Below are 22,215 nucleotides of genomic sequence, written 5' to 3'. Positions count from 1 at the left end.
AAATCAGATGTTTGAACTTGGAGGTCATGACAGGACAGGTAGAGGAAAACGTTTGTCTAAAGATGAATTTTATGAAGAATGGAAAGAAGAAGTATTGGATGAAAAAAGTCTATTTTATAATAGCTATATAGCCTCATTACCTGAAGGGAGAATTCTCACAAGAGCGTGGAGACTTTATAGAAACAATAATGAAAATTCTATTGTTATTTTGCAGAATGTAGAGGGTTCAAATGAGATAGTAGAAGAGCTCAAGCAAATATTGATTTGTTTATTATATTTAAAGAATTTTAGAATCAATATAATAGCGGATGAACTAGATAAATATGTAGAAGGAAATTTTACAGACATAATAAATACATACAAAAATTATCATTCTATAATTTATGATAAGGAGGTTATTTTGTCACATTTAATTGAGGAAAAGAAATTAAATTTCATCCCATTTTTAGAGGAAGATAAAAAAATGATAAGAAATTTAAATTATATAATTCATGACAAGAAAACGGATAACAATAGTTGGATAGAATTGTTGTTATTAAATAAAATAGAAATTAAAAAGGGAAATAAGGACAATGTTTACGAAGAACAGTTGAAAAAACTATATAAATATATACCTATATCTCCTGAAAAGGGAGAAATATTGAAAGATTTCAATATATAAAAGGGAGGAATATTTTATGAAACAGGAATTAGAACTATTATATGAAAAGCAGAAAAAAAACAGTAGATTAAGTAAAACTGATGGGAAAAAATTCATTGACATTTCAACTAAAATGTTAAATGAAGATAATGAATTAATTTATGAATATTTGTTTAAAATTGGCCCGGAATATGGAATGGAATCTTTTATGCGTCATCTAAAAAGTTTAAAAAAAGATGAAAAGGATAGAAAAATACAAAGATTTTTGGAACAACCTGAATTTAAAAAGAACAACAGCAATACGGCCTTAAAAAGAGGTCTTATCCTTTCTAGGGAAATATTCAATCAGGATTTAGGTATAGAGCAAAGTTTGAAAGTATTAGGACAAACTTGCAAGGTAGCAATAAAATCCAGCAAATCAGGGGTTAATTCTCAAATAATAAATTATACTTATCAAGATTTTGTTATAGCTGTAAATCCTAAATTTTATAATATAGAGATGTCAAAGTACATTTTCATAGAAGAGTATTTAGTTTATATAGATGAAATTTTTAGAAATACAGTATTTCCTAAATTGGATCTTAAAATGGAAATAGATTCGAAATATCAATTAGAAATATTAAAATGGTTTAAATCTTTTAAAACTAGATTCAACCTAAATGCTAAAGAGATGGAGAATATAAATAGTTATATTGAAAGTTGGCCAGAAGATTTAAAGAAGATTTTATTTGAAGATAATGATATGGTTGCAGTTTATGGAAAAGATATAGAACCTAAAGAATCTGATAAACCTAAAGAAGAAATTGATATTGTTAAGGAAATTTTCCAAGATAAAGATATATTTAATCAAATGATAGATAGTATAAAAGAAATGGAAAAAGGATTTTTAATTAAGGATAAAGAGTTAGAAAAAGTAACAGCAAATTTATCTTTTTATAGAACTGAATATGAAAAGATAAAATTAGAAAATAATAAATTACAAAATCAATTAGATAACTTAATCAAAACAAATAAAATCGAAATAGAAAAGAAGGAAGAATTAAGCATAGAGAATAATAAATTAAAAGAGATGATAAAAGAGTTAAAAGAAAAAGAAGAAAAATATCAGCAACAGGTAGAGGATGTATTTGCAAATAGCGAGATTATGAAAAAATCTACAGTAGACGGATTTAAAAAAACATTAGGTTCAAACTTAAGAATTTATTATAAGGAATTTGAGGACATAAAGGATGAAAAAGTAGATGAAGATATGGGAGAAATAATGAAAATGAAGGTTAAAGAAATATTTGAAGAATTATCAAAACAGGGAGTAGAGTTTTAAGGAGGAATAAAAATGCTATATAGCCAGGAGCGTTTTGGGATAGATTTTGGTACAACAAATAGTTCGGTAGTAGGTATAAGCAAATCTGGAGGATATTTCAATATAAACAAGCTTGGTGAAGATGGAGAAAGGCCATTTCCTACATTGTTAGCAATAGATAGAATTTCAAAAGAAGTTTATTTTGGAGAAGAAGTTAAAATAAAGAGAAGAGAGTTATCGGAAAGCTGTGAAATTATAAGTTCTGTAAAAACCTACATAGGAACAGATAAAAGATGGGATATAGGGGGTGAAATATGGACTCCGGAGCTTGTAATAGCTCAAATATTTACATCGATTAGTCAAAAAATAGAAAGATATTATAATAAACAGATAAAAAAAGCAGTAGTGTCTATACCTATAGGACTTCCATCATCTAAACGCAAGAGCATAAGAAAGGGTATTGAAAGTGCAGGTATTGAAATAAACGGTTTTATAAATGAGGCTACAGCTGCTATATTTAAAAATTATGATGAAGTGAAAGGACATTCTAAATTAGCAGTATTTGATTGGGGTGGAGGAACTTTAGACATATCCATAGTGGAGCTTCATAGTGGTAATTTATATGAAAGGGCAATTAATGGAATAAAGTTGGGCGGAGACGATATTGATATATTGCTAGCTAAATGGGTTCATTCAAAAGTGTCTCAAAAGAAAAATTTAAATATTGCCTTTGAGGAAATGGATAAGAAAGATCAAGATAGGCTGATTACTTTATGCGAAGATATTAAAAAGACATTTACTTATGAAGATGTAAGAAATATTAGCTTGATGAAATATGGAGATTTGGGGGCTTTTAATATTCCATTAGATATAGATACTTTTTCTGAATTGATAAGTCCTTTTGTGGAAAAGGCTATAGAAACATTAAAGGAAACTGTAAATATGGCAGGAATGAATATGAAGGAAATAACGGGATTAATAATGGTTGGCGGTAGCAGCAACTTAAGACCGCTTCATGAAAGAATAAGACAATTGTGGGGCGAAGATTTAGATATAATTTTACCCGATGAACCAGAATGGAATGTAGCCGAAGGGGCTGCTTTATTAAATATGGATCCAGGGCAATTTAGAATTAATCAGGACTTGGGGGTGTTGTTAAGCGATAATAGTTTTTTCCCAATAGTAAAAAAAGATAGTATAGTACCAACTCAAGATTCAATAGAACATCAATTTGCATTAGTAGACGATTCAAATAGTGCAGTATTCCTTTTTTCTGATAACAAGATAGACCCATCTACTAAAGGGAAGAAGGTATTGGATACATTAGCTATAAAAGCCAAAGGTTTTTCAAATGAAAATATTAAAATGAAATCGTATATAGATGAAGATTTAATTTTTAAATCTAAGATAAAAAGTAATCATTTAGGAGATAAGTATATAGAAGAATATGAGTATCCGAATATAAAGTTTTATTATAAACTACCCAAAATAAGTGGTGATGTAAAATGAAAAGATCAAATTTAACTTTAAAGAGCAATATATATGTTAGAACAAGAGAACTAGATAAGGATAAAAACTTTCATAAGCATGTACTTGATAAAGAGGCTATTAAATCTCTTATCTATTATGGCTCATTAAATGAATATAGTGATTTGACTCCAAATCAAAGAGAAATAATGGAGAAGGGTGCTAGTTGTAGCTATAACAAGGATGAAATTCCTTATGGATTGGTGGAAGATAAAAATGGAGAATTGCATTGGGAATGCAGATGTGAAAATATAGATTGCAAAATTTTTTATACGTGTAGACCTGAATTATCAAAAAAAGATATAGAAGATATAAGGGAGGATTTGCCCATAGAAGAAGAAAAAGAAGAAGATATAATTAATTTGGCAACAATAAGAAGAATTAAAGATGAAGAAGTAAAAGCGGAAATTTCGGCTACAATACAGGAAGCACATATAGGGCCTTTGCCAAGAAAAGATGATGTAGAAATTGAAGAAATCATACAGAAAAAGGCAATTTCAATAGAAACAAAAGATATGATTCCCCTAGTAAGAGGAGAGGAAGTAGAACAGGAAAGAATAGTTACATCTTCAGTAGAAGATAGAATATTTGTAAATGCAGGACCAGGGACAGGTAAAACTCATACTTTGATAAATAGAATCAAGTATATAACAGTAGAAGAACAATCTGTAGAGCCACAAGAACTTATGGTACTTTGCTTTTCTAGAACAGCCATAGGAGAAATCAACGATAGATTGTCTAAAAATGTATTCCAGGATAGAAATTTATATAGATTAAATATGTTAGATGTAAGAACATTTGATTCTTTTGCTACTTATTTGATTAAATTCTTAGAACCAGAAATGGATTTGAAAGGAAAAGAATATGATGAGAGGATAGAAATAGCTATAGAATTGATGAAGAAAAATCCAGATGTTCTTATGAATTATAAACATATTATAATAGATGAAATACAAGATTTAGTAGGAGTGAGGGCTCGTCTAGTTAAAACCATATTAGAAACATCTAATTGTGGTTTTACTCTATTTGGAGATACTTGTCAATCAATTTACAATTATCAAGTAAAAGATAAACTCAATGAAATGGATACTAATGCTTTTTATAATTGGATACTTACAAGTTATTTAGAAGATTTGAAATGTTATGAGTTAAAACATAATTTTAGACAAGAACAAAATTTAGCAATGATAACTGAAGAGATAAGAGAATCTATATTAGAAGATTCATCAACAAGGCAAAAAGAATTAATTCTAGAAAGACTAGATTCATTTAAGCATTTAGGTAAGACTTATAAAATAAGTAATACTATAGAAAATTTTAAACATGATAAAATTAGTTTTCTATGTAGAAACAATGGACAAGCATTGAAGGTTTCAAATCAATTAAGCAATCAGGGGATAGGACATAAATTGTTAAAATCAGCGAATTTTAAAGTATTGGACAGATGGATAGGAGAATGCTTTAGTGGCAGTGAAAAACTTATATCTTATCAAAAATTTAATGAGAAGTGCAAATTTATATTGAATTTGGAAGAAAATGAAGTTCAACATAGATGGGATATTTTAAAGGAGATAGAAGAAGGAAAATCTTCAAAATTGGATGTAGAAGAGTTGTCGTTTAAATTATCATATAAAAAGCACATGTATGAAAACCTTTGCATAAATCGGGAAAGTAAAGTGGAGGTTTCTACCATTCACAGAGCAAAAGGTCGAGAATTCGAAAGAGTAATACTGTTGAATGATAACATATTTGTGGAAGAAGATTCAGAAAATATAGAAGATGAAAATAAGATATATTATGTAGCATTGACTAGACCAAGGGAAGAAATGTATACAATTAGTTTGGGAGAAAGAAATCGTATTAAAAAGTCAAATGACAATAATGGCAGGGGTCGATGGTATGAAACTTATTGGAATTTTAATAAGAAAAAACACACGCTTGTATCAATAGAAGTAGGTAGGGAAAAAGATATAGATACATTAAGTTTTGTATCAGATACATTTTTAGGGTTAAAATCAGATGTAGAATTTAATCAAAAATATATATTAAATAATATAGCTAAAAATGACGAGGTGGTTTTAAGATTAGTTGAAAAAAATGGGATGGCAGTAGGATATGATATTTATCATGAAGATATAAAAATAGGGAAAATGTCCAATGAGTTTTTGGCTGAATTTTATGGCGTACTTAGGGAAAATTATAGAATACCCAGCAAGGAAGCAAAATTTTTTCCTCCAACTATTACAGATGTTTATATTGATGAAATATGTACTTATGTTTTAGATAGAGAATCTATAATGGAAGAATCTAATGAATATATTTCAAGGGGTCTTTGGAATGGTATCACTTTAACTGGATTTGGAAAGTGTAGATATAAAACTACATATTAGGAGGTTGAAAGATGAAATTTGATGAATATTATGAGGCTAGGAATTTTATTGAAGATTTAATTAGGAAAGATCTTTATGGACCGGTAAAAGAAGATGAAATTATAGATGAAAGTCCATCTCTATATTATTCAATAGGCATACTGTTTCCGAAAGATATAGAGATAGATGAATTTGATATTGATGAAATTAAGGATTTGAAAGAAGTAGCAAATTTTGAAGAAGGGCAAGATATGCCTATGGATATAGAAGATGGCATATCTTTTAGCAATTTATACAAACCTTCTTCTTTTGCCATATCTACTACAATAAAGGCAGGAGTAGATAAAATAAAAGTAAAAATACAGTATAGTAAATATCATATGAACGAAGAGACTGAAATCATAAATAAGGATGGGGAAGAAAAGTTTATTAAGAAACAAAAATGGAAGAGAATAGTCCATAAGGAAGAAAGAACCATTAAATTAGAAGATATTAATATAGTTAAAGAAATAGAAGTAGATGAGGGATTATCCCTACAAGTACATTTGCATAATGTTTATGAAGATAAGTCTAAAACAATAACTGTAGTTTTAGTTAACACATATATAGGTCAAAAAAACATGGTAAAAGATGATTCCAATTCTTTTTTTCAAGTAGGCATGGATATTATGGCAGTAGATGAGAAATCTCCAATATTTGCAACTAAAAGGATGCTAGTACAAGTAGAAGAAAGTGAAGAACAGCAAAATTTGGATATGTTATATGGAAACAATAAGAATTATGCCATAGGTCATGGCTGTGCAGTAGCTTATGAAACCAATGAATATGGATGTTATAAAGTAAAATCTAGTTTCATTCCTTCCTTTGAACTTAAACAGATGAAACCACAGTTAAAGGTAAATACCAAAGTGGTGGAGATGAAATTTTTAGCAAATGGTTCTCAAAAGGAAGTTATCAGTAAATTGCTAGAATTGGTAGAATCTTACGATGAATGGATAGGAGAACAAAAAATAAAATCTAAAGCAGTAGAAGATAGGCTGCAACATATGGCTATAAAGAATCTTAAAATGTGTAAAGAAACATCTAATAGAATAAAAAAAGGGATAGAATTGTTGGAGGACAAGGATATATTTTCTGCTTTTCAACTAGCCAATGAAGCCATGTTAAGGCAAAGGGTTTATTATTTAAAGAAAAAAGGCAAAAATATCAACTATGAAGAAATAAACTGGTATCCATTTCAATTAGCATTTATATTGTTAGAAATTGATTCTATGGCTAATCAAAATAGTGATTATAGGAATATAGTTGACATACTTTGGTTTCCTACAGGTGGAGGGAAAACTGAAGCCTATTTGGGAGTAGCTGCATTTGTCATATTTTTAAGGAGAATAAAGTATAAAGACAAAGGAGCAGGGGTAACGGTTATTATGAGATATACTCTTAGATTATTGACTATACAACAATTTGAGAGAGCTGCGGCTCTAATTTGTTGTTGTGATGAGATAAGAGAAGAAAAAGAAGAGCTTTTAGGAAAAGAAAAAATTAGTATTGGATTATTTGTAGGAAGCGGGATGACTCCTAATACTTTAGATGTTGCTAGAATAAATTTAGATAAAATAAATTCTGATGGGCTTAATGTATTAAAAGAGGGGGATGGAAACCCTTGCCAATTATTAGAATGTCCTATATGTGGTAGTCAGATTAAACCATCTGATTACATGATAAACGAAGATGGAATGACAATATACTGCCCTAATAGTGAGTGTAGAAACAATAGAGGGGCGCCCATCTATTTAATCGATGATGATATATATGAGAAAAAACCAACATTGATTATATCTACAGTAGATAAGTTTGCAAGAATGACATGGGAGCCTAAAATGGGGAATATATTTGGAATTAATACAGATTATGATTCTCCAGAACTTATAATACAAGATGAACTTCATCTGATTACAGGACCCTTGGGAACTATAACTGGATTATATGAGACAGCTATAGATTATTTTTGTATGAAAGATAGTAAAAAACCAAAGTTAATTGCTTCTACGGCAACCATTGGGAATGCAGAGTCCCAAGTATTGGCCTTATATGGTAGGGATTGTAGATTGTTCCCTTCTCAAGGAATAGACATTAAAGATTCCTATTTTGCAATAGAGGCAAATTTAGAAGAAAAGCCTGGAAGAAAATATATAGGCATATTATCCCCAAGTAAAACTCCTACAACTATATTGATAAGAGTATATGGATGTTTGCAATTTGCAACTAGATATTTAATAGACGCGGGATATAGACCTGAAGTAATAGATAATTATTGGACTATACTTGGATATTTTAATAGTTTGCGAGAACTAGGTGCGGCAGTAAATCAGGTATATGACAATGTTCAAGAAAGATATTCTTTTTTATACAATAAAAAATTTAAAGATTTGACTCCAACTTTTACATCTAAAGAGAGATGTGATACTTTAGAAGAACTAACGAGTAGGAAAAGTTCAGCCAAGATAGCTGAAATATTAAAGGGGCTAGAGAATAGCTATAAAGAAGATGATTCTAATGCTTTTGACTATGTACTAGCATCTAATATGATATCTGTAGGGATAGATATAGATAGGCTAGGGCTAATGGCTATGACTGGTCAGCCTAAATCTAATTCAGAATACATTCAAGCTTCTAGCAGAGTAGGTAGACAAAACCCAGGATTGGTAGTGGTTATATATAATACATCTAGAACTAGAGAAAGATCTCATTATGAACAATTTAATGATTTCCATTCGTCCATATATAAATATGTAGAGCCAAATAGTTTGACACCTTTTTCTATGGGAGCAAGAAATAAGGCATTACATGCTACGTATATAAGCATGTGTCGTCAAACTGTATCTTATTTACGGGGAAGGGATGATGCAGATAATTTTAGGGCTGATGATGAAAATCTAAAAGAAATAGAAGACTATATAATAGAAAGAGCAGAAAAAGTTGTAGGAAAAACAAAAGATTATTATGAAACTATAGAAGAAATAGAAATGATTAAAGAGCTTTGGGAAACTGAGGTAAAAAACAGTGAAGTTTTATCCTATGATAAATATGGAAGAGGGAAGCCTCTTTTGGGGACAAGCCATGAGGAAGATGTTGCTTTTAGGACATTAAATTCCATGAGGAATGTTGATCTTCAATGTAATATATATTTGGAGGATGATTAGAATGAACTTGTATTCAAATAAAAAGAAAACAAAAAAAGTAGTAGGTGAAGTTAGACAGACTCAAATGATAACCACTTTTGGCTGTGGTTCATTGGTAGATCTCCCCAAAGCTTCTGTGATAATAGCTGGAACAGATTTTTGGAAAAATGAGCATGATGAAGAATATATAATACAGGAAGTCAATCTTCAAAAATTATTAGAAGTAGATTATTTTGTTAAACCACAAACTCAAGATAAAACATTAAGTAATCCTTATGCAAAGTCAAGAGATATACCGGCTTTTCGATTTCCAGAAACTTTAATATGTTCAAGAGAAAGTTGTGGTAAGATTGGGAACTATAAGATTTTTAAGTTTAACAATGTATTGAAGTGTCCCATATGTGGAAATAGAAGTTTAATTCCTTCAAGATTTGTTGTAGCCTGTGAAAATGGGCATATAGAAGATTTTCCTTATGATTGGTGGGTTCATCAGGGAGAAACTGATTGTGAAAATCCAGATTTACGTTTGTTTTATAGGAAAGAAACTGGAGGACTTGATAGTATTGTAATATGGTGTAAAACCTGTGGGAGAAGTAGGAGCATGAAATATAGTTTTTCAAAGAATTCATTGAAAGGATATCCGTGTAGTGGAAATAGACCATGGTTAAGAGATAAAGATAAAAATTTATGCACAGAGCCACTTAGAACAGTTCAACGAGGTAGTACCAATATATATTATCCTAATCTTATAAGTGCGTTGTCTATTCCACCTTGGAGCGATGCTATTCAAAAGGAATTAAACAAGTATGATAGTCAGCTTAGAGAATTAGATATAAAAGATGAAAACAAATTACAATTTTTTATAGAATTTAGCCAAATAGGTAAAAAGCTTAAATATTCTAAAGAAGAAATAAAGGAGCAGATAATATATCGTATAAATAATTATAAGGATGATAGCCCAAAATCTGAGGCGAATATAATGATGGATGAATATAAGGCTTTTTCCTTGGGCGATAATAATAGCTTGGATTTTGTTACGGAAACAGAAGAAATTCCTGAATCGCTAATAGGGTATATTGATCAGATAGTATTGGCAAAGAAGATAAAAGAAGTAGTAGTTTTAACTGGGTTTAGAAGAATAAAGCCGGGCGATGAATTTGAAAATGATAATAGCAAGGTAGCACCTTTAAGCAATAAAAGAAAAAACTGGTTGCCAGCAGTTGAATTTTGGGGTGAAGGTATATTTATCAAATTTAATAAAGAAAGGATAAGAAAATGGGAAGAAAATGACCAAGTTATAAAAAGGATAGAAATATTGGAGCATAATAAGGAAAGAGCTAAATTTAAATGCAATAAATTTTCTCCTAGGTATGTTCTACTTCATACATTTTCTCATCTATTGATCAGACAAATAACTTTGCAATGTGGGTATTCAGCTTCTGCATTAAAAGAACGTATATATACTACTCAAGTCTATGAAAATAGAAAGTATGAAATGGAGGGAGTTTTAATATATACTGCATCTCCAGATTCAGAAGGGAGTCTAGGTGGGTTGGTAAGTCAAGGCGGAGGAAAAAATTTAGAAAAGACCATTAAAAAGGCATTAGATCAAGCTAGATGGTGTTCATCCGATCCTTTATGTATTCAATCGGGGGGACAAGGTCTAAATTCATTAAACTTAGCAGCTTGTCATTCATGTACTTTGTTGCCAGAGACAAGCTGTGAAATGAGAAATTTATTTTTAGACAGGGCTACTATAATTGGAAAATTAGAAAATAAGGATATAGGCTATTTTGGAAGGTTTTTTTAAAAAAAGTTTGATATGAAAAGAACTAATTTTTTAAGTATAATACTTTTTGTTTAAAAGATGAAGAAGTCCTGTGGAAAGAAAATATAGGAACTTTGTTATCGTATAAAAGTGATATAGTAGTAACCAAAAGATAGATGTAGGTATTTGATGGCATCGTATTATACTTGCAGTTATATGTGCAACTTTTATTTATTGCATATATAACTGCAATTTTTGCTAAATATTACCCCTAGTGGAAACTTTCGATTGAAATCGAAGCTACATGCTACTATTCACCTTAGGTTCGAATTCATTCGAACCTTACCTTAATATATTTAAAAGAGCTAGAAGGATTTTCCTCTAGCTCTTTTAAATTTTGCCGTTTGTGATTTAAAAATTGTAGAAATAGAGGTTGCTTAAAAGCATGGAATTTTCTGTAATAGTATATAGTATAATATACAGCTAGTATTTTTAAGTAGTGTAAATCATTTGGAACCTATGAAAAATATAATTGCATTATACTTTTAAACAATAAACTATGTCTATTATTGGTATTAATGCTGTGGGGAAAACTACTTCAATTAAATTGTTAAATCTAGCTATGGAAGTAGTGCTAAATCATAAGGGATTGAACGAAGGCAATTTGGTACCACCAATGTTTTTAAATGAGGAAACTGAAAAAAATGGGATAATTATGACAGTATATTTTTATAAAGATAATAAGATGTTTAAATTAGAGTCTAAAATAAAATATAGAAGAAACATAGAAGGGGAAGTATATTTTTATTATGAGGATGAAGTATTAAAGAGTAAGGCAAAATCCAATGTTACTTCTAAGAGCAATATATTTGATTTCACAGAAAATGAAAACTGTACAGAAAAGAGAAGAAGTAAATTAGATAGAAAATTGCTAGGAATGCTAAAAGATGACAATAGTATTGTTATTACTGCAACAAAAGATTCAGGAGCTACAGTAAATACGATGTTTGAGAATTTCAAAGATAAAATAAATCCTGTCCAAGGGATAGTGGATAAAAGTGTTTTAAATGTTTTTGATGAAAATCTTAAAAGGCTTGAGAAAATTAAAGGAGAGGATGGAGTTGATATAGAATTTAAAAATAGCGAAGTTAAAATTCAATCAAGTGTTATTGGATTGGAGGAAATTATATCATCTGGAACTATAAAAGGTCAAAAAATCATAAGAAATGCAATGACTGCATTAAGAAATGGCGGATATTTGATAATAGATGAACTAGAAAATCATCTGAATAAGGAATTAGTGAAAATGATTATTAATATATTCAACAATAAAGAAATAAATAAAAGAGGTGCATGCCTAATTTTTACAACACATTATGCAGAAGTTTTGGATTCATTTTATAGAATGGATAATATATATGTGTTAGTTAGAAACGAGAACTATTTTACAGAAATCCGTAGGTATTCAAAAGTGATAGAAAGAAGTGAATTGAAAAAGAGTGATGTTATACTTTCAAATTATATTAAAGGAACAGCACCTAAAGCATTAAATATCAAAGCATTAGAGGAATATATATGCAAGAATATTTAAAGTTAGAAGAGTCATTAAAAACAGGTCATGTAATATGGATACCAGAGGGTTCTGCAGAAGAGGTAATTATAAGTAAGTTGTTTGACAATAATAAATTGATATTTAAAAATGAATATTGTTTATTTGATTTATTGGAATAAGGATAAGGTGATAATATTAATATACAGTGGCTCTACGCAAAGTAGGGCTTATTTTTATGTTGACTTTATCCAAGTCCTCATTTTGCAAAATTCTTCTTCAATTATATATTGATACTAGAGTATTGAAGAAAAAGGGGGATATTGATATGACAATTTTAAATCTACATCCATTGGTATTAGATAAAGAATTGGCAGTAGTATTGGGACTAAATGAGGCTTTAATATTGCAGCAGGTGCATTATTGGATTGAGATAAATAAGAAAAACAATAGAAATTTTCACGAGGGAAGATACTGGACTTACAATACTATTGATGAGTGGCATGAGGAATTTCCTTTTTGGAGCAATTCAACTATAAAGAGAACTTTCAAAAGGTTAAGAGATATGAATTTGATAATAGTTGACAATTTTAATGTATATCAAATGGATAGGACCCTTTGGTATACCATCAATTATGAAGAGCTTGAAAAGATGATAAAAGATGAAGAAAATGATGCTACATTGGATAAAAATGATACTATGATAGGTTCAAAAGGAGACGACAATGATATACAAAATGAACCAATGGAAAGAACCAATATGAACTCACCATTACCAGAGATTACTACAAAGACTTCTACAGAGATTTCTAATCAATCTATCTATCACGAAAAATTGTTAAAAGACGATAGAGGGATTGATGGAAGAAACCCATCTTATGAAGATTTTCAGGAAAGGTACAAAAAAATCATAAAAAATTGTGAACTCCATGCTATAGATGAAAAGTATCAAGTAGCAGCAGATCATGCTATAAAGCTATTGCTACTTGATATTGAAAATAGCAAAAGAATAAAAATTGGGGACAATTATATTCCGGCTAAAATAGCTGAAAATGATGTCAAACGGTTGAATTTTTTTGCTATAGAACATGCTGTGAATAAATTTAAAGAAGCTAGTAGAATGCGGGAGATTAGAAATCCTATAGGATATTTGAAGGTTCTAATCTACAATTCCATAAGTGAAATGGACATTGATGTGGATTCTAAACTTAGATATGCAGATCTGATTTAGAAATATAAGAGTTCGAAGGGATTTTTTTATGACATAATATATATGCGTATGCTGCTAAACACTTAGCCATCTTCAATATGTAATGGAACTGACGAAAGTATAGCAGATGATATTATTACTCTTGTGAAAGGTCGATATTTTGAACAGTTTGAAAAGTTAAGAATCAAGATGGAAGAATTAGAAAATTGAAAAAGTAGTGCTTTATGGTTCTCGAGCAAAAGGAAACTATAAAAATGGATCTGATATAGATTTAGCTTTGGTAGGGAAAAATATAAATATTGAAGCTTTACTTGTCCATAGCAATAGAGTTGGAATCACAATATATCAAAGGAGTTAGGAGATTTTCCTCTAACTCTTTTTATGAACAACACAGGAGAACTGTACCCTTGTGTCATGAAATAGTGGTATAATATATTTTAAACTGGATTAGAAAATTTAGGGGGACGGGGATGGGTATGGATATATATGGTGTATTGAAAGATTATTTTGGCTATGAAGAGTTTAGAAAAGGTCAAGAAAAATTAATTAGGGGAAGCTTAGAAGGAAGAGATGTATTAGGGGTAATGCCTACAGGTGGCGGGAAGTCTCTTTGTTATCAACTTCCTGCAATTTTAATGGACGGAATCACTATAGTCATATCTCCTCTAATATCTTTGATGAAGGATCAAGTAGATTCCTTAAAAGAGATAGGAATAGCTGGAACCTTTATAAATAGTACTCTAAATCAAGGGGAATTTGCCACTAGATTGAGGGAAATAAGGGAAAATAAATATAAAATAATCTATATAGCACCAGAGAGACTTAATACATATATATTCTCGAAATTAGTAAAGGAAATAAATATATCTATGGTAGCCATAGATGAGGCCCATTGTATAAGTCAATGGGGCCATGATTTTAGACCTAGTTATTTGGAAATACCTAAATTTATTAATTCTCTAGATAATAGGCCAGTAGTGTCTGCTTATACTGCCACAGCTACAAAAGAGGTAGTAGAGGAAATACAGGATTTAATAGGATTAAGGGAACCGTTGATTTCAATAATAGGATTTGATAGGCCTAATTTATTTTATCAGGTAGTAAAGCCCAGAAAAAAACTTGATTATCTATTTGATTATCTTGAGAATAATTACAAAGAGGAATCTGGAATAATCTACTGTGCTACTAGAAAAACTGTAGAATCTCTAACAAAAAAATTACAGGGAAAAGACATAGATGCCATAGCCTACCATGGAGGAATGAACGATGAAGTTCGTAGGCAAAATCAGGAGGATTTTATATTTAATCGTGCAAGAATAATGGTAGCTACGAATGCTTTTGGAATGGGAATAGACAAGCCAGATGTAAGATTTGTCATTCATTATAATATGCCTAAAAATATGGAAGCCTATTATCAAGAGGCGGGTAGAGCAGGAAGAGATGGGGAACCTAGTGATTGCATATTGCTTTATTCTCCTCAGGATATTGTAAAACAAAAATATCTAATTCAAAATAGTACTTATTCGCCTGAAAGGGAAAGATTATTATATACAAATCTTCAATATCTAATAGATTATTGCAATACAAATGAATGTTTGAGAAATAGTATATTAAATTATTTTGGGGAGGAAATAGAAGAGGAGAAGTGTAACAATTGCGGCAATTGTCTAAGCCAATCAGAAATGGTTGATATTACTATAGAAGCTCAGAAAATATTATCTTGTATCTATAGAGCAAGGGAAAAGTTTGGTTCTACTATAATAGCACAAATCCTAAGAGGCTCTAAAAATAAGAGAATACTAGATTTAGGTTTAGATAAATTATCCACCTATGGGATTATGGAGGAATATACAGAAGCTACTATAAAGGAAATGATTATGGTATTAGTATCTATGGATTATATTCATATGACGGCAGATGAATATCCAGTTTTAAAACTGACACAAAAGTCAGCTTTAGTGTTAAATGGAGAGGATAAGGTTTATCATAAAAAAGATTTAATTGAAATAAAACAATTAAGCGAAAGAAAGAACAATGTAAGGAGAACTGTAGATTTAGATTATATTGAAGAAAACTATGAGAAAGAATTATTTGAAGAACTAAGGGAATTGAGATATGAAATAGCCAAAGAAAATTCCATAGCTCCATTCATTATATTTCACGATTCCAGCTTAAAGGAAATGGCTACCTATTTTCCTAAGAACAGAGAGGAATTTTTAAAAATAAAAGGAGTAGGTACTAAAAAATATGAATCCTATGGGGAACAATTTATAGAAATTATTAAAAATTATACTGAAAATAAAGGGATAGACAATTCTAAAATAGAACGAAAAGTCACAGAAGTGCCAAGAAAAATTCAAGGGGACAATAAAGATACCTATGATTATTATTTAGAAGGATTATCTTTAGAAGAAATAGCTAATAAAAGGGATTTAACAGTGGGAACTATTTTAGGACATTTGGAAAAATGTCACAATAATGGTCAAACAGTAGATTGGTCTAGATTTGTAGATTCAGAAAGGGAAGAAAGAATATTATCTATAATAAATGAAATAGGGGCAGAAAGACTAAAGCCAATTAAAGATGCATTGCCAGATGATATATCTTATGAAGATATAAGGATAGTCATTATAAAAAATAGATGAGTATGCGGTAGTTTCACTGTCGCAAATTTTATGTGGATTCTAAACTAGGATTTTTGTGATATAATATAGCAAAGAAGTTGACTATAAGGGGGTTAGAAAATGTCCAATAAAATTTCAAAAGAAAGAAAATTTACCTATTATATAGGATTAGTCCTTGTGGTTGTTGGATTTATATTGTTTATATCTAGCTTTTTTGTAGATATGATACCCATGAGTCCTTCAAGTTTTGTTGTAAGGCCAGTGATTGGGATGATTTGTATAATTGTAGGTAATATACTTATGAGTATTGGTGCCGAAGGTACAGCAGGTTCAGGACTTCTATTAGATCCAGAAAAGGCTAGAGAAGATTTAAAACCTTATAGTGCAGCTAAAGGCGGAATGATAAATGATACTATAGAAAATATTGATATGGTTAAGGATATGAGCAGTAGAAAAGGTGAGAGTGAGGTAAAAGAGATAATAAAAATTAAATGCAGAGCATGCGGTGCATTAAATGATGAGGATGCAAAATTTTGTAAATCCTGTGGAAAGGAATTATAGTGGCAAAAAACAATAGTTTTATTATTAAGACTATTGTTTTTTTATGAGGAATTTGGGCAAGTCTTTACTTTGAAATTAAAATAATATACAAAATAGAGGATATTTGTAGAAAGGTGTAGAATATAGACACAATTAAAAACATTTCGAATGTTAGGAGGTGAAATAATAGAATAGATTTTTATAAGACTAATGTGATTTAATAAATTGGAGGTGCTTTAATGAGACAATTTGATCCTAACAGTATGTTCCTTTTCACCATAGCAGGTATAATTATCATATTTGTTATTATGCAGTCTATATTTTTTATGATAAAAGCTTGGAAAAGAGCTAAAGAACTTGGAATAGAAGTAGAAGTACTTAAAAGAATTGTTAAAAGCAGTGCGGTATTTACTATAGCACCGGCTATTTCCATCATTTTGGGAGTTATTACCTTATCAAAATTTTTAGGACTAGCTTTGCCGTGGCTTAGATTAAGCGTCTTAGGAGCATTGACATATGAATTGCCAGCAGCTACATCTACTGCAGCTTCTCTAGGGATTTCAATTTCACAACCAATAGAAGATCCAAAAGTATATTCTACTATTGCTTGGGTTATGACTTTAGGTATATTGTCGGGTCTTATAGTTGTGACATTTTTTCTAAAGAAAATTCAAGGTAGAATCAATAAAATCCAGAATCGAGATAAAAAATGGGGAGAAATTTTTATAACATCAATTTTTATGGGAATGATATCGGCATTTTTAGGTATGATTTTTTCAGATGTTAAATTAGGGCTTGAAGGCTGGATACCTGTTTTTGTGATGATTGTTTCTTCCATAATCATGATAGTATGTGGTTATTTTGTCAAAGTGCATAAAGCTAAGTGGTTAGAGGATTATGCATTGCCTATAAGTATGATTGGAGCAATGGCTTTGTCCGTACCAATTACAAATTTGATTCGATAGGAGGGCAAAAGATGAAAAAGAGAGACTATAATGAAAGCGTACATATATGGGGAAGAACTTGGTGTTCTTTTGCGATACTTATGTTTATTCTTTATCCTACAGCAGTAAGCATTTATTATAAGGCATGGCCAGAACCAAAATTTTTGCTAAAGGGATTATTGGGAGTAGCACCTGTATTTTGGACTGTAGGGGCAATTGAAGCATTTACTTTTGCTCCTATGCTTGGTTCAGGAGGGTCATATTTGGGTTTTGTTACAGGAAATTTAACAAATCTTAAAGTGCCATGTGCATTGAATGCTATGGAGTCTGCTAAAGTAAAACCAGGTACAGAAGAAGGAGAAGTTATTTCGACCATATCAATAGCGGTTTCTTCTATTGTAACTACAATAATTATTTTTGTTGGAGTTTTACTTTTAACCAAAATTAGGCCAATTTTAGAATCGGAAGCTATAGCTCCAGCATTTGAAAATATTTTACCATCATTGTTTGGGGCATTAGCAGTAGTATTTGTTTCCAAGAATTGGAAGATAGCTGCAGCTCCTTTAATTTTTATGCTTATTTTATTTATATCGATACCTTCTCTTTCTAGTGCAGTTAGTGTCATGGTTCCTGTGGGAGCAATAGTAGCTCTTTCTGTATCAAGAATATTATACAAAAAAGGTTATCTTTAAAGAATAAAGTTATAATGGGGAGATGATTAAAATTTTAAGATATATTTTTTTTGCATTGATAATTTTATTTTTGATTTTAATAATAAGGGCAATTAGGTTCAAACCGCTAAAGCAAAAAGAAGTTGAGCCTTTTGATGTTGAGCTAGATGAAAGTACAATAATAGAAAATTTTGTTGAAATGATTAAGTGCAAAACTGTTTCTTATAAGGATGAATCTTTAGAAGACGAAAAAGAGTTTGAAAAATTTCGAGAATTGTTAAAAGAAAAATATCCAGCTGTAAATAATAAATGCAAATTATATAATATTGGTAGAACTGGGGTACTTTATCATTGGAAAGGTAAGAGATCAGACAAACCTGTTGTTTTTATGGCGCATTATGATGTAGTTCCTGTAAATGAGAAACAATGGGAAAAAGAACCTTTTTCTGGTCTGATTGAGGATGGTTATATATGGGGGAGAGGAACATTAGATACAAAGGGAACATTGTGTGGAATAATGGAAGCAGCAGAGAAATTGATATCAGATGGATTTGAACCAGAAAATGATATTTATCTTTCATTTTCTGGAGAGGAAGAAATAGATGGACGGAGTACAGAGAGTATAGTTAGTTTTTTGGAAAGCAATGGAGTTAAACCATTTATGGTGTTAGATGAAGGTGGTGCTATTGTTGAAGGGGCTATACCTGGGGTCAAGGGGAAATGTGCTCTTGTAGGTACTGGAGAAAAGGGGAAAATGCATGTTAAAATATCTACGAAAACTCAAGGAGGGCATGCCTCTTCTCCACCAGCAATTACTCCTATTGGAAGATTAGCTAGAAGTGTTGTGAGAATAGAAAAAAATCCTTTTAAATATCACTTATCTGAACCGGCAAAAGATATGTTCAACATCTTAGGACGTCATTCAACATTTGGGTTAAAGATTATATTTGCCAATATTTCTTTTTTCAGGCCTCTTTTAGATCTTATAACGAGGAAAAAGGGAGGAGAATTAAATGCATTATTTAGATCTACAATAGCATTAACTAAAATGGAGGCAAGTAAAGCAGTCAATGTATTCCCGCCTTATGCAAGTATTGAAGGGGATGTGAGAATAATGGAAGGAGATACTGAAGATAGTATAATAAATGGATTAAAAAAACGTATTAAAGATGATAAAGTGTCTGTAGAAGCATTGAAGGTTGTGAAAGTTAATCCTTTTTCTGAAATTAATACTGAGGCATGGTATTTGTTGGAGGAAAGTGTAAGACAAGTATGGCCAGAAACTATAGTTTCTCCATATTTGATGTTGGCTTGTAGTGATTCGAGAAGCTATACCCAAATTAGTGAAAATGTTTATAGGTTTTCAGCAATGGAGCTTGATTCTGTAGAAAGAAAACTTATACATGGGAACAATGAAAGAATACCATCAAATAAAGTTATAGAAGCAGTTAAATTTTATATATGTGTAATGAAAAAGTTTTAGTAATAGACATTTAGAAATATTTACTGTTACAAGAAAATATATTTGCAAAAAATATATGGTGACTTTGGGCAACGTCTTGTATTTATAAATGAATATGAAGATTTGATTTATAAAAACAAGGTATAATGAATATCCTGGTATAAAAGCAATAAGGAGGGTGTAGGTTATGGATTATCCTATTGTTTTTATACCAGGACTTTTTGGTTCATTGGGTGATGATGTGATAAAAGGGACGGGAGAATTTTCTTTTGGATTTGCAGAAAAGGCCTATAGACCTTTTATCGAAATATTAAATGCAATGGGTTATATAGAAGGTTCAAATTTGTTTATTTCTTATTATGATTGGAAGAAGCCTGTATTAGAAGCAGTAGATAAGTATTTGTTTTTAGATATAGAAAAAATCAAAGAAAAGACTAAAAAGGATAAGGTAATACTTATAGGGCACAGTTTAGGAGGATTGCTGGGAAGGGCTTATATGAATTATTTTAATCCTTTTTCAGTTGATAAATTGATAATGATTGGTACTCCAAATTTAGGCACTGTGAATGCTTATTATTTTTGGAGTGGAGGGAAACTTCCTTATTCCAAAATAGAGAACAATGTTTTTTATAATGCACTAAAAATTGGATTTATGCTTTATTATTATTTATTCAAAAGTATAAATCATATACAGGCTTTAAGAAAAATGTTCCCAGTTGTGAGGGATTTGTTGCCTAGCTATGGATATGGGAATTATTTGTTTTATGAAAAAAATGGGATGAGAAAGGATATTCCTATAAAAAACATGTCTGTAAACAATGTGTTTTTAAATAGATTGGAAGAGAAAACTATAAAAAAAGATAAATTATTTATTGTAAGCGGAGAAGGAATTTATACCAATAAGGAATTTTTAATAGATGAGAATAATAAAGACAAGGTCAAATGGGAAGATGGGAAACCTATAAGAGTGTATAAAACAAATTGTGGAGATGGAACGGTGACTACCTTTAGTACATTGGGCAATTTAGGTGGGGAAAGTGTAGTACTTGAGGGAAATCATACGGATATTTTATATGAGTCTAAGGATTTTTTATCGGCAATTCTTGAAAAGCCATTGGTTAAAGTTGTGGAAAAAGAAAAAGTAGAAAAAGTATATATTATTTTTACGAAAAATTGCGATAGATTAAGTATTAAAACTTCAGAAACCAGTGAAATATCCAGTCAGAGTATGAATATTGCTGATGATAGAATTCAAGCTATAAATTTGGCAAATAATATTTTTTGGATTATGATTATAGGAGATAGAAATTTAGAAATTGAGCTAGATTATGACAAACACAAGGGGACAGAGGTGTTGTGTTTTCCCCTTGCCATGGGAAAGGATTGGAGGAATACATATGTTAAATCTTGATAAGAGTAAAGTTGATTTTTTAGTGACTGAAAATATGGTCAGTGAAGTTAAAAATTTGATGGAAAGTGGTTTTCCAAAATTAGATGAAATAATAAATACAATGGTAGAAAGGGACATAGACAGGATTTATTTTGTAGCTTGTGGTTCACCACTATGTGCCTGTCAAACTGGAAAGATGCTGTTTGACAAATACTCTGATATCCCATGTAGTGCTTTTAGTGGATTTGATTTTTTAGATCATACCCCGTTTAAATTAGATAAAAATACAATGGTCATAGGGGTTTCAGATTCTGGAGAAACAGAAGAAGTGGTAAATTCTATCCGCATTGCAAGAAAAAGAGGAGCATTGACTTTAGGAGTGACTCGCAATTTTACTGGTTCCAAATTGGCTGCTGCAGCAGAAAATGTCTTTGGATATGGTGGAGAATGTATATGGGAAATGCATCTTTTGGTTAGCTATTATATTGCTTGTAAATACATGAACTTAAAAGGGACTCACAAAGAAATAGATTCTATATTGGAAGATATGAAGAAACTACCTGATATTTTAGCTGAATTGGTAATCTCTACAGAGGAAAAATCTAAAGAATTGGCTACTAGAGCAAGTAATTGGTCTTTTATATATACAGTAGCTTCTGGGCCCCTTTTGCCATTGGCATGTAAAGAAGGAATTATAACTATGCTTGAATTTACTTGGACTCATGGGAGTGTACTAAATGCAGCTGAATTTAGACATGGTCCTTTGGAAGTAGTTGCGAAAGGTGTGCCTTATGTATTTATTTTAGGAAATGATGAGTCAAGACATACTACAGAAAGAACTATTAAATTTGTGAAAAAGTTTACGGAAGATGTAATTGTATTTGATATTAAAGATTACAATAGTGGACTACATCCAATGCTTGATCCATTGATACTATTTGTTCCATTAGAATATTTCTATTATTATCTTTCAATAAACAAGGATCACAATCCAGATGATAGAAGATATTATGGTGGATTGGTAGAATATTAGCAATGA

Annotated in this window: 17 protein-coding genes; all 17 read left to right on the top strand. The window is 30.6% G+C overall.

The annotated features are described in order from the left end of the window. The first annotated feature begins 7 nt into the window (after nt 1–7). The 17 genes from BUA21_RS01300 to frlB all read left to right on the top strand — a co-directional run bounded on the left by BUA21_RS01300 (nt 8) and on the right by frlB (nt 22,209). Nucleotides 8–661, top strand: a complete 654-nt coding sequence (locus tag BUA21_RS01300; protein ID WP_072742719.1) for a hypothetical protein — start codon at nt 8–10, stop codon at nt 659–661. A 16-nt stretch (nt 662–677) separates the two neighbouring features. Further along, the gene (locus tag BUA21_RS01295) at nt 678–1,961 is read left to right on the top strand and encodes a hypothetical protein (protein ID WP_072742718.1); all 1,284 of its coding nucleotides are present in this window, start codon (nt 678–680) and stop codon (nt 1,959–1,961) included. Between the two features lie 12 nt (nt 1,962–1,973). Continuing rightward, the gene (locus BUA21_RS01290; RefSeq protein WP_072742717.1) at nt 1,974–3,449 is read left to right on the top strand and encodes an Hsp70 family protein; all 1,476 of its coding nucleotides are present in this window, start codon (nt 1,974–1,976) and stop codon (nt 3,447–3,449) included. Continuing rightward, a complete protein-coding gene (locus tag BUA21_RS01285) occupies nt 3,446–5,857 on the top strand; it encodes a UvrD-helicase domain-containing protein (RefSeq protein WP_072742716.1) in 2,412 nt (803 codons plus the stop codon). The genes BUA21_RS01290 and BUA21_RS01285 overlap by 4 nt, the downstream gene beginning before the upstream one ends. Before the next feature lie 11 nt (nt 5,858–5,868). After that, the gene (locus tag BUA21_RS01280) at nt 5,869–9,039 is read left to right on the top strand and encodes a helicase-related protein (RefSeq protein ID WP_072742715.1); all 3,171 of its coding nucleotides are present in this window, start codon (nt 5,869–5,871) and stop codon (nt 9,037–9,039) included. Nucleotide 9,040: 1 nt separating this feature from the next. Beyond that, nucleotides 9,041–10,828, top strand: a complete 1,788-nt coding sequence (gene drmB / locus BUA21_RS01275; RefSeq protein ID WP_072742714.1) for a DUF1998 domain-containing protein — start codon at nt 9,041–9,043, stop codon at nt 10,826–10,828. 517 nt (nt 10,829–11,345) lie between these two features. Then, nucleotides 11,346–12,377: an AAA family ATPase gene (locus tag BUA21_RS01270; protein WP_072742713.1), complete on the top strand. Its 1,032-nt coding sequence runs from the start codon at nt 11,346–11,348 to the stop codon at nt 12,375–12,377. After that, nucleotides 12,362–12,517: a hypothetical protein gene (locus BUA21_RS14620; protein WP_159429082.1), complete on the top strand. Its 156-nt coding sequence runs from the start codon at nt 12,362–12,364 to the stop codon at nt 12,515–12,517. Before BUA21_RS01270 ends, BUA21_RS14620 begins: the two co-directional genes overlap by 16 nt. Nucleotides 12,518–12,663: 146 nt before the next feature. Further along, nucleotides 12,664–13,566, top strand: coding sequence for a hypothetical protein (locus BUA21_RS01265; protein ID WP_072742712.1), 903 nt, complete (start codon nt 12,664–12,666; stop codon nt 13,564–13,566). Between the two features lie 184 nt (nt 13,567–13,750). Then, on the top strand, nt 13,751–13,903 hold the full coding sequence (locus BUA21_RS01260) for a nucleotidyltransferase domain-containing protein (protein ID WP_084604084.1): 153 nt from the start codon (nt 13,751–13,753) through the stop codon (nt 13,901–13,903). A 112-nt stretch (nt 13,904–14,015) separates the two neighbouring features. Beyond that, nucleotides 14,016–16,190, top strand: a complete 2,175-nt coding sequence (gene recQ, locus BUA21_RS01255; RefSeq protein WP_234973664.1) for a DNA helicase RecQ — start codon at nt 14,016–14,018, stop codon at nt 16,188–16,190. A 99-nt stretch (nt 16,191–16,289) separates the two neighbouring features. Then, nucleotides 16,290–16,730: a zinc ribbon domain-containing protein gene (locus tag BUA21_RS01250; protein ID WP_072742711.1), complete on the top strand. Its 441-nt coding sequence runs from the start codon at nt 16,290–16,292 to the stop codon at nt 16,728–16,730. Between the two features lie 218 nt (nt 16,731–16,948). Beyond that, nucleotides 16,949–17,674, top strand: a complete 726-nt coding sequence (locus BUA21_RS01245) for a DUF5058 family protein (protein WP_072742710.1) — start codon at nt 16,949–16,951, stop codon at nt 17,672–17,674. An 11-nt stretch (nt 17,675–17,685) separates the two neighbouring features. Next, nucleotides 17,686–18,345: a hypothetical protein gene (locus tag BUA21_RS01240; RefSeq protein WP_072742709.1), complete on the top strand. Its 660-nt coding sequence runs from the start codon at nt 17,686–17,688 to the stop codon at nt 18,343–18,345. Between the two features lie 22 nt (nt 18,346–18,367). After that, a complete protein-coding gene (locus BUA21_RS01235; RefSeq protein WP_072742708.1) occupies nt 18,368–19,807 on the top strand; it encodes a M20/M25/M40 family metallo-hydrolase in 1,440 nt (479 codons plus the stop codon). A 166-nt stretch (nt 19,808–19,973) separates the two neighbouring features. After that, nucleotides 19,974–21,197: an esterase/lipase family protein gene (locus BUA21_RS01230; RefSeq protein WP_072742707.1), complete on the top strand. Its 1,224-nt coding sequence runs from the start codon at nt 19,974–19,976 to the stop codon at nt 21,195–21,197. Beyond that, nucleotides 21,184–22,209: a fructoselysine 6-phosphate deglycase gene (gene frlB / locus BUA21_RS01225; RefSeq protein WP_072742706.1), complete on the top strand. Its 1,026-nt coding sequence runs from the start codon at nt 21,184–21,186 to the stop codon at nt 22,207–22,209. The genes BUA21_RS01230 and frlB overlap by 14 nt, the downstream gene beginning before the upstream one ends. Nucleotides 22,210–22,215 lie beyond the last annotated feature (6 nt).

This window comes from Sporanaerobacter acetigenes DSM 13106 (assembly GCF_900130025.1).
Lineage (GTDB): Bacteria > Bacillota > Clostridia > Tissierellales > Sporanaerobacteraceae > Sporanaerobacter > Sporanaerobacter acetigenes.
The sequence above is the reverse complement of the archived record's forward strand: the minus strand, read 5'-3'. Positions and strand labels throughout refer to the sequence as shown.